Origin of the sequence: Paenibacillus sp. VTT E-133291 (assembly GCF_002264395.1) — a bacterium.
Lineage (GTDB): Bacteria > Bacillota > Bacilli > Paenibacillales > Paenibacillaceae > Paenibacillus_AQ > Paenibacillus_AQ nitricinens.
Map to the genome: position 1 here is coordinate 55,717 of NZ_NFVA01000028.1, position 13,345 is coordinate 69,061.

Sequence of the window (13,345 nt, forward strand, 5' to 3'; positions counted from 1 at the left end):
TTTATATTCTTCTATTAATAAAGGGGGACGCTTCGTTAGCAATATGCTATCGGAGTGTCCCCCTTTTCTTATAATGAAAGATCCCGTCGTTTAAACAGCTCGATCCCTAAGGCGAAAGCGAGAACACCGATCAACAGTAACCAACTAGAAATCTGAATAATCTCCACGTTACCTTGAACGATTTTACCCGGCTGATAGAAGGAGAATAGGGTCAGGTAACGTAACCCCTCCATTTTATCACTTATTTTAGCAAGTAAGTCCAAAGTGAAGAATCCGAAGGTGATAGCACCGGAAATCCCAAGCGCTTTTTTCTCATCATTACATATCGAGGAAATCAGAAAAGTCAGTCCCGCAACGGCAAAAAACAATAAAAAGGCAACGGTATTCAACTGTACAAAACGTCCGCTGTTAAATTCATATTCACTGCCGAGGAACCATGCTTTACCTAATAGTCCGGCGAGTGTAGTCACACCCATAATCAGGAGCAACGCTGTCGTGAGCACAAGCGCCTGCGTGGTAGCTACTTTTCTCCGCGTAGTTGGTGTTATAAGCAGATAAGCCATAGAGCCGCGATCCACGAGCCGAGCCATGAGCTGTGTTGACATTTGTACACAGACAATGGATAGAATCAGCACCAGAATAAGTCCGTAATATTCTCCTGAGATAAACGCCTCAGCACTGGTGAATCCGCTATTTAATCCAAAAGCTTTTCCCACACCTTCTGGCATAGCTTTAATGAGATCATCGATAGCTTGTGTGCTTCCAGCGATCCCTGGATAGAGCCAGATCATAAACAGAATATAGAAGGCAGAACCGAAGGCGTAATTCATAATTCCTTTCAGGTTCACTCTCATCATTTCTTTATAGAGTGGAAGATTCATTGCACGGCCCCCTCACGGTCATAATAGTCCATGAAGATATCCTCTAAATTCTGCGTGAACACATCCATACTGCGGATATTGTATTTACCAGTCTCCTGAATGAATCGATCGTAATTGCCTTGTACAGCAATGCGGACCATATTCCCTTCGCGAGCCTCCACTTGAAGACCAGAGGCGGCAAATTGCTCTGCATCTTCACGATTTGTGAAAACAACCTCAAACAGCTTCCGCTGCATCGATTGTAATTCGTGAATATCTTTTACAGTGATGATACGTCCGTCTTTAATGATTGCAGCGCGGTCACAGGTTCGCTCAATTTCTTGAAAGCTGTGAGAGGACATTAGAAAAGTGGTTCCGGCTGCTTTTTCCTCCAATACGAGATCTATAAATACCTTTTGCATAAGCGGGTCGAGACCCGAGGTAGGTTCATCCAGAATGATAACTTCAGGATTGTGCATGAAAGCTGCGACAATACCGACTTTTTGCTTCATTCCCTTTGACATTTTGCGGATCGGAGTTGCGGCATCAAATTGCAGTCGTTCAATCAGGTGGTCACGTTTAGTGGTATTCTTCATCCCTTGCATGCCAGACATGAATTTAAGAAAGGAAATGCCCGTCATCCCGTCAAAAAAATTGATCTCACCAGGGAGATAACCGATATGCTTCTGGACCGTACCCTGTGCTTTCCATACATCAAGTCCATGGATGCTCGCGTAACCTCGATCCGGCACCATAAATCCCATGATATGTCTTATAGTCGTTGATTTACCTGCGCCGTTAGGCCCCAGAAATCCAAACACCTCGCCTTTATTTACGGTAAACGTAACATCTTCGATGCCCTTGCCATTCGAAAATCTTTTGGTTAAGCCTTCAACTACAAGCATGCCGCCACCCCCACTGCAAAATAATGAACTATTATTAATTGGATATTTCATATGTTATATTATTCCTAGTGAACAACGAAGTCAATGAAATTATGAAATAATTGATTATGAATATTTCATTAAATAAGGGTGGATAGCATGAATGGATTTGAGAAAAGAGCGGCACAGATAAAGCTCAAAATTATGAAAACTACAATGGATATGCTCAAGCTTTGGGAGCCCAAACGACTTCGAATCGCAGACATTGCCAAAGAAGCAGGGGTTTCACAGGTGACGATTTATAATTATTTTGGCAGTAAGGAAGCTCTGCTCAGTGAGTCCTTTAAGGATTTTATAGAGAAGGCCATTCGTGACTTTGAAGATTACATTCATGGGGCGCATTCTCTGAAAGAGATTATTCAATATATTATGAGGATGGAAAGAGAAACCTACAGTTCATTGCCTCCCGCGACGGTAAAGGAGCTTATGGTTGAAGACCAGGAAATGTTTCATTATATTGAGGAACGGTACACGAATGATGTTTTACCATTGATGGTCAAGATGGTGGAGGATGGAAAAACGCGAGGAGAAATCTCAAGTAAAGTGTCGACGAAAGGGATTCTTTCATTTATGGGAATGTACATGCGAAGTTCGGGGGAAATGCTAGATGAAGCCAGCAAACAAGAAGATATAGATGCCTTCCTGGAGGAAGCCATCCATCTCTTCTTTTATGGGATTTGCGGGCGGGAGCAGGAGTAGCAGGAGCTTTGGTACATTTGGAATATTAACTCCACCATTAGATGCGTAAAATAGATGCGTAAAACTTTTTTTGCTCCTCAGGCATTCTTTCTATCAAATTATTGCTATAATTCATTGCTCTTAGAACACTATTGAGCTGATTATCATCTAAATCATCTGCATTCACGATAGGTACAACACGACCATCACTTCTTTTTTCAATAGTTAGCTCGGAATCAATTACAGTTCTTTGAGTAATTGAATCATCTTTAGTGATGATGTCATCTTGTGCGTTAGCTATCGGTGTAATTAGAAGAAATAGCGCCAGCACTACTTAGCTTATAGAGTCTGTTCATTTAAGGAATAAAATAATCACTAGAAGACTGCTAACCTGTTAATAGTAGAAATTAAAAATAACAGAAAATAATTCCGGTAAAAACTTTTATCGCGAGAGTTATGTTCTACAGAAATCATCCTCGGATAGTATATCGCATCTTGTCGTCTTCTCAAATACAAAGGAGACCCTTGTATTCGAAGAGGTCTCCTTGGGTCAAAAAAATGTCGTGGTTCACCATTTAAAGAAGAATTAAAATCGTTGTATTATTTTTTGAGAAAATTCTTAACTCCATCATAAATTACAAGCAATCCAATAATTAAGGCTAATGATCTGATAGTAAATTCAAAATATAAAAGGGGACCCAAAATACTGTCAGTCGAATAGGTATACCCTGTAAGGATTATTGGTGAGAACATAATCAATAATCCGATGACGATACTTGATAAGAGCAATTTATTGTTGTTTTTATCCATCCAATTCTACACCACCTAATTAATGGGTATTTCTTATGAAGATAATACCATTTTTTATAAAAGGGAATAATAACAAATCGCACTCAGCTTTTCTTTTTAATATATGCACTCTAATAAAAAACCATGAAGGATCGCTTAAGTCTGATCCTTCATGGTTTTGATTTTTTTATTTAGTACCAAGTAAAAGGATCGGACTGGAAAACGATCATATACAAATTAGTATTACCCGTAGCAGAAATTCCAAGAGTTGTTGCACCACCGATTCCAATCTGTATATCACCAGTAATTGATTAAATAATGCCGTTATTATAAAACTTCCCATCTACAAGGTAGTAAATAGTATTTGCATCTTGAAGCAGAAAGAAGCCCGCACTAATAAAGAGTACGGGCTTCTTTCTAGCAATTTTACCCCTATTCATATAATAATATAAGCATTCATCTATACTAGGATCCTCAATTGAATTAGCCACCATTTCATGAATTTCATCATGGAAAGAGCGGATTCCCTGTCATCCCTATCCACAGTTCGGATTGTTCAAGCTGGGCTGCAAGCTGAAGCAGTATATCTTCCCGGCCTTTCGCAGCCATTACCTGTACCCCCAACGGCAGACCCTCTCGCGACATATGGACAGGAACACTCATAGCCGGTTGACCCGTCAAATTGGCGAGTTGGGTGAACGGTGTATAAGTTAAGCTTGGTTCAAACATCGCGTAAATCATGCGCTGCTGCTCTTCTTTCGGCAATTCATGTACATGCAGCAGCTTTTCGATCTCAGCAGCGCTATGCGTCAGCTCGCCAATCTTAGGTGCTGAATCCGCATTTGTTGGTGTGATATACAGATCGTAGCGATTAAGCAGACCTGCCATTTGAGCGGCTGCAATATCCCATTCATCCAGACTATGCACAAATTCAGCTGCAGAGACTTTTCTCCCAGCTTCTCCGAGGACCCAAGTGACGATATCTACTTCACTGGCAGTAATGGAACGTCCCTTCATCTTCTCCAGCGATACGAACATCGCTGCCACTTCCCCGGTATTCATCGTATAGTAATTCTCCATTAGCCTTACACCATTTACTGGACTCAGCTTTTCTTCCACTTCATACCCTTCAGCTTCGAGCCATTTTACAGTTTTGAGCACAGCAATTACGGCTTCATTCGTTACTGGTGTGCCTACTGGGGAAGCGGTTGTGAACGCTATGCGTAGTTTTCGCTGTGTTGGCTTGAATAGATCATCCAGATAGACACCAGGATATAACGGTGTTTGAAAAGCAGCCTCTGGCTGCACAACCTGCAGTAAATCCAGCATAGCAGCGGTATCGCGAACTGACCTTGTCAATGCAAAATCGATAGAAGCACCTTGCCATTGACGGCCTACACCTGGTCCTACTGGAGTGCGTCCACGGGTTGGCTTTAGCCCGAACAAGCCGGTGAACGAGGCGGGGATACGGATCGATCCACCACCATCACTAGCTCCCGCTGCCGGAACAATACCAGAAGCTACCGTAGCAGCAGCGCCGCCACTCGAACCACCGGGGGAATATTCGGGATTCCATGGATTACGTGCCGGGCCATGAAGGATGTTCTCGGTAATATTTTTGAGGCCGAATTCTGGTGTATTCGTATGTCCAAGCGGAATAAATCCGCCGTTTCTGATTCGTGCTACGTAGTTCGAGTCACGTCTAGCAATATTGTCTTTCATGAGCAAGGCACCCGAAGTAAGAGGTTCTCCAGCAATAGCTTGGGAGATATCCTTCAGCAGGAAAGGAACGCCAGCAAAAGGGCGAGCACTATCATGGACAGGCATATCGTCAGCTTCCTTAAGAGCAGCATCTCTACGAGTGCGTACGACCGCATTAAGGACTGGATTGACTTCATCGAGCCGGGCGAAGGCGGCTTCGACCAACTCGCGAGGGGAGACTTCACGTGCTTTGACAAGCGCAGCAAGCCCTAGAGCGTCATGTGTAGAATAAGAAAAGGACATGATAGATAACCTCTTTCGAATAGGCGTGAATGGCCTGTATTTTATATATAACAATGTATCATTTATCGTCAGTAAAGGACGATCAAGCCCTTTCATCTGATCTTATTATACATCGCGCTAGTAATGATTTGAAAATGGATCCCTGACATCTATCAATTCTTTTTTATGTCCGATTAGGCTATACTTAGTGTTAAATGGATCTTATGGGGTGTACTGATGAACGAAGATAAATATCAGAATGTTGATGGACTAATGGAAGCTTTCCAGCAATTTGCCAGGATGAATTGGCGTAAAACTACAGTCTGGGGATTGAAGCCAAGTGAGGTTCGGATGTTGGTTTCTTTAAAGCTCGGCAAGGAACGGGAAGGGAAGAAGGGGCAGACGGTTTCAGATATCAGCAAGTTTCTTAAAGTCACTTCTCCTACGGTTACACAGATGGTCAATAGTCTGATTGCACAGGGATATGTAGTGCGTTCTGCCGATGCCCAGGATCGCCGAATCAGTGAAATCACGCTTACGGAAAAAGGAGAGCATTTGGCCGAAATGGCCGTAACGAAATCCCGAAATACCTTTAAAGGCATGATTGATTATATGGGTAGAGAAAAGACAGATTCGTTAATGGAGCTGTTAAACGAAGTCTACGATTATTTCGAAGAATTGAACGATCAACCAACCGAATCCTAATCTCCTTCACATAAAAAAGAGATGCCGCACAGCCTAAGCTGTTTACGGACATCTCTAATGTATATTTATTTGTGATTAGTGTGCAGCAGGTACTGACTTTTCAAGGTTTTTGCCTTCGCTTTTTCCCTCTGCAGTGACCTCTGTTTTTTTCTCACCACTTCGTAACGGAATCTCTTTAAGGAACAAGACAAGCAATGCTGCAATGACTAACAGTGCGGTGCCGCTTAAGAATACAACCGTCAGGGAATCGCTTAGTGCATTTCGCAGCATCTCAATCAATTGATTGAAGAGCGGTTGGATTTGCTCTGGCAGCGTTGCGTGCAGTTCCTTCAGCTTAGGCTGATCCAGCAGCATTTGCGGATTCATAAATGCGGAAAGCTGTTTAGCGGATTCAGGGTCAAGTTTGGTTAAATCTGGACCCTTGCCAGAGGACACCGCTGCTTCTAGTTTATTCGTTAATGTAGTATTCATGATGGTACCCATAATAGCAATACCAATGGTTCCGCCTAAATTACGGAACAAAGTATTTGTAGCAGTAGCAACCCCTAGCATGGAAGGCGCTACGGCATTTTGTACGGTTAAGGTAAATACAGGCATCGATAGTCCTAAGCCAATACCGAAGACAATCATGCTGACTACGGCCATCGCAATATTGCTCATAAAGGCCATTAAGATCATGGCTGCAACCATAAATGGCATACCAATCAGGGCATAACGCTTGTATTTACCTGATTTGGAGATCCATCTGCCCACGAGCGTACTAAGTACAATCATTGCCAGTGACATCGGCATATTAATGAATCCCGAGTTGGTTGGGGAGACGCCTTCTACACCTTGGACAAAAAATGGCAGATAGATCATTGCGCCCATCATACCGGCATTCATCAGGAAGCCGACAACCATGGAGATGGTTACGATGGAATTCTTAAATAAGGATAATGGCAATACTGGACTTTTAGCTTTTCGTTCAATCAGAATTAAAATAATAACTCCGAGAATAGATGCCCCGAATAAGCTGAGTATCTCTGGGGAACCCCATTCATATTTTGTACCCGCCCATGAAAATCCGAGCAAGAGTGCAACAATGGTAAGGGAAAGGAAAATGGAGCCTAAGTAGTCAATGGATTCTGAAGTGGAGCGTGTAGTTTTAGGGAACATTTTCCAAATCATAAAGAAAGCCACGATACCGAAAGGCAAGAAGATCCAGAAGATCCATTTCCAAGCCATGTGATCCACCATGAAGCCGCCAAGGGTAGGACCAATTACACTAGAGAATCCAAATATGGCCATCATAATTCCAGTCCATTTGGCTCTCTCTCTTGGAGCGAACAAATCACCTACAGCGGTTACGGTAGCGGACATTAGAATCCCGCCGCCAAGACCTTGAATCCCGCGATAAGTGATCATCTGAAAAATATTGGTCGACAATCCGGACAGGAAAGCGCCTATAATAAAAATAACGATCCCTGCTAGCAGGAATGGCTTTCTCCCGTAAATATCAGATAGTTTTCCGACAAGTACGGTAGCGATTGTGGAGGTGAGCATATAGATGGTAATTACCCAAGTATAATGTTCAATGCCTCCTAACATCGCAATAATTCGGGGCATTGCAGTACCTACAATGGTCTGGTTGATTGCTGCGAAAAACATAGCCGCCATTAAAGCAATCATAATTGTAACTTTTTTCTTTTGCGTAAGATGCTCCAGAGCTGTTCCTCTCCTTTAACTTCTATATATTGTAGTTTGGGAATTCATGTCTTATTAATTAGGTAGCCAAACTATCATTTATGTATAATACACAAATTCATCATTTAGCACAACTGTTTAATTATTTAATTTTTATGGAAACAGAATGTGAATTGGACTTGATTTTTTGGAAATAGGTAAGTAATCTAATTAGATTGAGTTAAATTGGAGGTGCCCTATGGATACTCAAAATAGTCAAGAGCAAAAGCTAATTATAGCCTTTGAAAATATTAAGCGTTTGACCTCTCGTCCGTCCTCGAAGGAAGCGATTTCGTATAGAGAATTTATGATGATGTATGTCATAAACAATTTAATGAAGCGAAAGAAGCTTTCAGACGAAGTCGAAGAGCAGCAGGGAGTCATGATTTCTAGATTAAGCGACTTGCTCCAAATTAGCAGACCTACTGCGACACAAATGGTTAACAGTTTGGAGGAGAAGGGTTATGTGGTGCGAACAACGTCCGATACCGATCGGCGGGTTGTATATATTGGTCTGACGAATGAAGGGGAGCAGATTTATGATTCCCAGATGGCTACTTTTTCAGGTATTTTAAGTGAAGTTACGGAAAAGGTGGGTAAGAAAGAGATCGACCAGTTGATTTTTCTGTGCGATCGTTTTCAAGAAGCAGTGCATGAAGTCAGAAGCCGCCAGTTTTTTAATCCATCCGATGAAGATCCACTCGTTTTGGATTCCGTATAGCGACCATTTCAAAAAAAGATATTTCGGTGCCTTTGCCCGGAACGTCTTTTTTTAATTATAAGAAAGTATAAGTTTCACGTTATATTTTATCCTTATAATTCTCGCATAAACGCTAACTGTCCTTTAAAGGACGCCGAAGGCGTTTTAGCTTGCAGCATCCAGAGCCAGGAGGAATTACTATCAGAATATTAGCGATTAGCGACATTCACGGAAGCTATTCCGAATTCAACGCATTATTAAAAAAAATAAACTATCGGCCATCCGAGGACAAGCTCATCCTGATGGGGGATTATGTGGACAGAGGTCTCAATAGTAAAGGAATTGTGGATCAAGTTATGGCCCTAAAGCGGGAATGGGGCGTCACAGTTCTAAAAGGTAATCATGATAAAATGGCCTATGACGCGCTAACCAGCGAGGATGATAAACTGGATACACATTGGCTTAACAACGGCGGTTTGTATACATTGATGAGCTATTGTGAGGCGGATTCTGACTTTTTTAAAGCAGATTTTGGCTGGCGTGATTATATGTTGCTGAAAGAAGAAATTAGACAGAAATACAAACATCATTTGGACTTTCTAAGTTCATTACCCCTCTATTATGAGACAGACGAGCATATCTTTGTTCATGCAGGCATTAATCCATTACTTGAGGATTGGAAGCAGCAGGAGCCGTATGATTTTATTTGGATCAGAGAACCATTTTATACGAAACCTGTAGTTAACACTAACAAAACGGTAGTTTTTGGACATACGTCAACGACGGAACTGCATGATTCGGAAGACATCTGGTTTAGTCCGCTGGGCGATAAGATTGGTGTGGATGGTGGATGTGCCTATGGCCAACGTCTGAACTGCTTGGAGATTTCTGGAGGGGAATACATTACACATTTTGTTCAAAATGGGGAGAAGCCTTGAGCGGTCTCTCTTTTTTAATGGATTTCTTCTTATATAAGTCATGAAAAGAACTTAAGAAATTGTAGAATAGCACTGTATTAAACGCCGACTATGTATAAAATAAAGAGAATAGGGGGTGTAATAGATGAATGCAAACAACAAATATCATATCCTCATGCAAGGGACTATCAGCAACAATGTGAGCGAAACGTGTAAGGAGTTTGGTATATCCCGGACGATCTATTATCAGTGGTGTAAAGCTTACCAAGAGCAGGGGATGGATGGACTGGCAGAGAAGGAACGAAGGCCGGTAATGCCTAATAAAGTGGATAAGCGAACGGAAAGATTTATCTTACAATACGTTGCCAAATTTCCTGAAGATGGACCCAAGCGAATCTTTTACGAACTGCAGGATGAGGGTGTGAACATAGGGGAGTCAGGTATTTATAATGTGCTGCGTCGAAATAGGCTTAGTAAGAGAATAGAACGTGAGGCTTACGCCAAAGAAATCAAAGCAAAGAAGAGGGACGGCGCGCAAGCGGCTAACAGCAGAGGATGTAAAGAGAAACCAAAACCTCTGGACTATAAGATGAAAAATCCGGAAAATGCTCATCCCGGGTATATGTGCCAACAGAGCATTAGCTATATGGGAGTGTTTCCAAGGGTAGGAAAGGTGTATCAATACGTGGTCTACGATGCCTATTCCAGATTAGGCTTAGTTAAGCTTTATAATCGGAAGTCTTCCATTCATTTTATCGATTTTATGCATCTGAAGGTCATCCCATTAATGAAGACATTAGAATTCCAAATCGACAATTTGGTTACGAACAAAAGTCGTGAGTTTACTACAAACTGGGATAGAGGCAAACATAAATACAGCGATTTTTTACATAAGAACAACATAAATCAAGTAGCCATAACTGCAGATCAGACCGAAGTATTTCAGCCATTACAGCAATTTGTAGCGGTGTTGTCGAAAGAATTTTACCAGCAGGCTTGGTTGGATGTTTCGATAGGTTCCTTTGAGACTTTGGAAAAGCGCTTACACGAATACTTGAGAATCTATAATTTTAGCAGGGTAATCACAGACGGACCTAATCGGGGGAAAATACCATCAGATGTCGCACTTGAGTATTCGGGTCAGCGTGAGACCTTGCCATTATGGTTATTTACAAGGAGATAACGGATGATGACTAATGTGAAGTATGAAGACAGAATAGGGATCATCGGTGCAGGGATTTCTGGGGTTACAGCTGCCTACCAGCTAGCGAAAAAAGGATATACCCATATTACTCTCCTTGAGAAGTCAGACCGTGTAGGTGGCAAGTGTCATTCGATTGAATACAAGGGGAAAACCTATGAAATGGGAACCCTAATCGGCTTGCCAACTTATAAACATACGATAGAACTTATGAGAGAGTTCGACCTTATGGATAAGGGGCCACTTTTGGAACGGGGATTTTTTGATACAAACGGGCGCAAGACTTCACAGATTCCCATGGATCAGATTCAGGTGTTTACACAAGAATTTAAACGGTTGCCTGATATTTTGAAGCGTTATGAGTCCCTGCTAGAACCGGGTTTTCTCCACTTACCAGCAGATTTATGCCAGCCTTTTTCAGAATGGTGTACGGAGAATGATCTTTCTGTTATTGGGCAGGTGTATATGCATTACTTCAATACTTTTGGTTTTGGGAGTATTCAGGATGTGCCGGCCGCTTATGTATTGAAATTTCTTACTTATGATAATTTATTATCCTTTATTGAGATTACTCACATGATAACCTGGCCTAAGGGAGTCACAGAACTCATTAGAAGAATGGCTGACCAAGTAGAGGATCTGCGTCTGACTTGTGAAGTGCTACAGATGGAGCAAGAGGCAAACGGCCAAGTTCGGGTGGAAACAAATCAGGATATCTTTTATTTTGACAAGGTTATTTATACAGCTTCTTTAGAGCATCTAGGCGATATGGTGCACTTGTCTTCTGAAGATAGAACATTATTAGAGAGCATCACCTATGAACAGTTTAGAGTATACGCCTACAGAGTAAAGGGGTTACCGGAGCTTTCTGGATATATCCCTTGTAATATGAATCCTGAACGCAAGGGACATATGATGGCATGGTATTACAGGTGGGCAGATATGGGCACAACGGATTTAGTTACGGTTTACGTAGCGGAGAATGATGAAATGACAGATCTGGAGATGCGGGAAAAGGTAGAAAATAAACTTCACGAGCTGGGCGGCGAGAACATCCGTCTGTATATGATGAAGCGCTGGAGGCAATTCCCCCATGTAGATTCTAATGCGATCCGTGACGGCTTTTATGAACGGCTTGATCAGATGCAGGGCAGAGATGAAATCTATTATGCTGGAGAAATTATGAATTTTCCTACACTGGAGAACTGTATCGTATATTCGAAATATTTGGTTGACAGATTTTTTTGAAAATGTGTGAGTAGTAAGCCTTGTCCACAAAGAAATTTGTCGGCAAGGCTTTTTTATTGCAGAAAGTATATATTTTGAGCCTCTCACAAAGTACCTGAGTAAGCATTAAAGCAAAACTCCACTTTGTGGGGGATATTTTACGTTCAAGTTAGGTTTACAGTCTATAGTTCTGTAGACATAGTTTCTAATAGATTCCCTTACTTGGGGTAGGACCTTGGATGAATTCCAGTCCTATTGATGTGTAAACTCAACTTGAAATGAGACTATGAAAACCTTGATAAATCAACGTTTTGAGCGGTTTGATCGTTCGAAGGAGGATGGGATATATTGGTCTCAAGACATCACTTACATACAAAAAACACGAATGCTTACGAAGCTAGTTTTGCACGAAGACAATCAGTGATGCTTATGCTCATAAAACTTTTAGGAGGAATACATTATGTTTTTATTCGAATCGATTCCCTGGTACTCTGCTCTAATGTGGTTGGTAGTACTTGCAGGATTAATGTTTTTCAACGAAATAGCTCGAAGAAGCAAGTGGTTCTCAATCATTTTGTTTGTCGTTGTCCCTATTGTGCTTACCATAGCGGTCTGGCCAAATACGGCAGGCGAAGGCTCCAGTACTGGAACATGGTTTCACTGGGTAAAAGTATATTCTGCCTTGGCAGGATGTATAGGGTTTATGGCTATCCGTTATGTTAAAGGATGGGACAAAAATAAATATATATTAATGTTCCCGGCGATTATCCTTGCAGTTAACATTCTTGAAGCAGTTATCCGTGATTTCCAAGTATACAGCTTGCAAGGCATGGTGGATGGCGTAATGATGGTAGGTGGTCCTTGGAACATTATGAACGGGATCGCAGGTATTCTGAACATTATTACGATTTCTGGTTGGATGGGTATTGTTATTAGTAAAGACAAGAGTAAGGATATGTTGTGGCCGGACCAGCTGTGGTTCTGGATCATTGCTTATGACATTTGGAACTTTGCCTATGTATATAACGCAGTTTCTGACCATTCTTTCTATGCAGGTGCAGCACTTCTGATCTCTTGTACCATTCCAGCATTCTTCTTCAAAAAAGGAGCATGGCTACAGCACCGTGCACAAACCTTGGCGATTTGGATGATGTTTACGATGTCATTCCCAGCGTTTGTTGGCGATTCAAAGTTCTCGGTACAATCTTCTCACAGTGAAACGGCGCTTTGGGTTGTGAGTGCATTGTCTTTAGCTGCTAATATTGCAGTGTTTGGCTATCACTTCTATAAGATTATCAAACATAAACGCAATCCGCTTAAAGTGGAAGTGTATACAGATTTAGCGGCTTATAAGACGATTGCGGAGAGTGCGAAATAATAGAAGAATTAATAGCTTCTTTAAGAATCCGCGCCTAGCGCGGGTTTTTTTATGGAATAGAATTTATAAAATTTCGAGATTTCGGAGAAATGTGAAACGAATTTATGGGATGGGCCTATATTCAACTGGTGGCGATGGGGAGCCCTGTTTTTAATTAAGCACACGCCTCTTTGGGATGTATAACGGGCCGAGCGCACCTTATATCCTTCGAAATGTATGTTTTAGTCGAGCTTACGGA

At 41.7% G+C, this 13,345-nt stretch carries 12 protein-coding genes; 7 read left to right on the plus strand and 5 right to left on the minus strand.

Features of this window, described 5'->3' with window-relative positions:
- Window positions 1-68: 68 nt before the first annotated feature.
- Window positions 69-881, minus strand: coding sequence for an ABC transporter permease subunit (locus tag CA598_RS13630; protein ID WP_094876861.1), 813 nt, complete (start codon window positions 879-881; stop codon window positions 69-71).
- Complete coding sequence (locus CA598_RS13635) at window positions 878-1,765, minus strand: ABC transporter ATP-binding protein (protein ID WP_094871622.1); 888 nt, start codon at window positions 1,763-1,765, stop codon at window positions 878-880. Before CA598_RS13635 ends, CA598_RS13630 begins: the two co-directional genes overlap by 4 nt.
- A 138-nt stretch (window positions 1,766-1,903) precedes the next feature.
- Here CA598_RS13635 and CA598_RS13640 point away from each other — a divergent pair, with 138 nt between their 5' ends.
- Window positions 1,904-2,503, plus strand: a complete 600-nt coding sequence (locus CA598_RS13640; RefSeq protein WP_094876862.1) for a TetR/AcrR family transcriptional regulator — start codon at window positions 1,904-1,906, stop codon at window positions 2,501-2,503.
- 37 nt (window positions 2,504-2,540) lie between these two features.
- Here the strand turns inward: CA598_RS13640 and CA598_RS13645 are convergent, their stop codons facing one another.
- Both CA598_RS13645 and CA598_RS13660 read right to left on the minus strand, forming a co-directional pair.
- Window positions 2,541-2,813, minus strand: a complete 273-nt coding sequence (locus CA598_RS13645; RefSeq protein WP_094876863.1) for a hypothetical protein — start codon at window positions 2,811-2,813, stop codon at window positions 2,541-2,543.
- 965 nt (window positions 2,814-3,778) lie between these two features.
- Window positions 3,779-5,275 (minus strand): amidase, encoded by a 1,497-nt coding sequence (locus CA598_RS13660; protein ID WP_094876865.1) that lies wholly within the window; start codon window positions 5,273-5,275, stop codon window positions 3,779-3,781.
- A gap of 216 nt (window positions 5,276-5,491) precedes the next feature.
- Here CA598_RS13660 and CA598_RS13665 point away from each other — a divergent pair, with 216 nt between their 5' ends.
- Complete coding sequence (locus tag CA598_RS13665; protein ID WP_042186061.1) at window positions 5,492-5,959, plus strand: MarR family winged helix-turn-helix transcriptional regulator; 468 nt, start codon at window positions 5,492-5,494, stop codon at window positions 5,957-5,959.
- A 75-nt stretch (window positions 5,960-6,034) separates the two neighbouring features.
- Here the strand turns inward: CA598_RS13665 and CA598_RS13670 are convergent, their stop codons facing one another.
- The gene (locus CA598_RS13670) at window positions 6,035-7,666 is read right to left on the minus strand and encodes an MDR family MFS transporter (protein WP_094871632.1); all 1,632 of its coding nucleotides are present in this window, start codon (window positions 7,664-7,666) and stop codon (window positions 6,035-6,037) included.
- Between the two features lie 217 nt (window positions 7,667-7,883).
- Between CA598_RS13670 and CA598_RS13675 the strand changes: the two genes are divergently transcribed.
- The 5 genes from CA598_RS13675 to CA598_RS13695 all read left to right on the plus strand — a co-directional run bounded on the left by CA598_RS13675 (window position 7,884) and on the right by CA598_RS13695 (window position 13,107).
- Window positions 7,884-8,405 carry a MarR family winged helix-turn-helix transcriptional regulator gene (locus tag CA598_RS13675; RefSeq protein WP_094871634.1) on the plus strand — a complete coding sequence of 174 codons (522 nt, stop codon included), beginning with the start codon at window positions 7,884-7,886 and terminating at the stop codon, window positions 8,403-8,405.
- A 149-nt stretch (window positions 8,406-8,554) separates the two neighbouring features.
- A complete protein-coding gene (locus CA598_RS13680; protein ID WP_306440465.1) occupies window positions 8,555-9,322 on the plus strand; it encodes a metallophosphoesterase family protein in 768 nt (255 codons plus the stop codon).
- 124 nt (window positions 9,323-9,446) lie between these two features.
- Window positions 9,447-10,484, plus strand: coding sequence for a helix-turn-helix domain-containing protein (locus CA598_RS13685; protein WP_094876866.1), 1,038 nt, complete (start codon window positions 9,447-9,449; stop codon window positions 10,482-10,484).
- Between the two features lie 3 nt (window positions 10,485-10,487).
- Window positions 10,488-11,750 (plus strand): FAD-dependent oxidoreductase, encoded by a 1,263-nt coding sequence (locus CA598_RS13690; protein ID WP_094871637.1) that lies wholly within the window; start codon window positions 10,488-10,490, stop codon window positions 11,748-11,750.
- 439 nt (window positions 11,751-12,189) lie between these two features.
- A complete protein-coding gene (locus tag CA598_RS13695; protein ID WP_094876867.1) occupies window positions 12,190-13,107 on the plus strand; it encodes a DUF5692 family protein in 918 nt (305 codons plus the stop codon).
- The last annotated feature ends 238 nt before the right edge of the window (window positions 13,108-13,345 follow it).

What these genes read in the sequence shown, in the direction of transcription:
- CA598_RS13630 (WP_094876861.1), bottom strand. Translation starts at nt 881, where the DNA reads ATGAATCTTCCACTCTATAAAGAAATGATGAGAGTGAACCTGAAAGGA.
- CA598_RS13635 (WP_094871622.1), bottom strand. Translation starts at nt 1,765, where the DNA reads ATGCTTGTAGTTGAAGGCTTAACCAAAAGATTTTCGAATGGCAAGGGC.
- CA598_RS13640 (WP_094876862.1), top strand. Translation starts at nt 1,904, where the DNA reads ATGAATGGATTTGAGAAAAGAGCGGCACAGATAAAGCTCAAAATTATG.
- CA598_RS13660 (WP_094876865.1), bottom strand. Translation starts at nt 5,275, where the DNA reads ATGTCCTTTTCTTATTCTACACATGACGCTCTAGGGCTTGCTGCGCTT.
- CA598_RS13665 (WP_042186061.1), top strand. Translation starts at nt 5,492, where the DNA reads ATGAACGAAGATAAATATCAGAATGTTGATGGACTAATGGAAGCTTTC.
- CA598_RS13675 (WP_094871634.1), top strand. Translation starts at nt 7,884, where the DNA reads ATGGATACTCAAAATAGTCAAGAGCAAAAGCTAATTATAGCCTTTGAA.
- CA598_RS13685 (WP_094876866.1), top strand. Translation starts at nt 9,447, where the DNA reads ATGAATGCAAACAACAAATATCATATCCTCATGCAAGGGACTATCAGC.
- CA598_RS13690 (WP_094871637.1), top strand. Translation starts at nt 10,488, where the DNA reads ATGATGACTAATGTGAAGTATGAAGACAGAATAGGGATCATCGGTGCA.
- CA598_RS13695 (WP_094876867.1), top strand. Translation starts at nt 12,190, where the DNA reads ATGTTTTTATTCGAATCGATTCCCTGGTACTCTGCTCTAATGTGGTTG.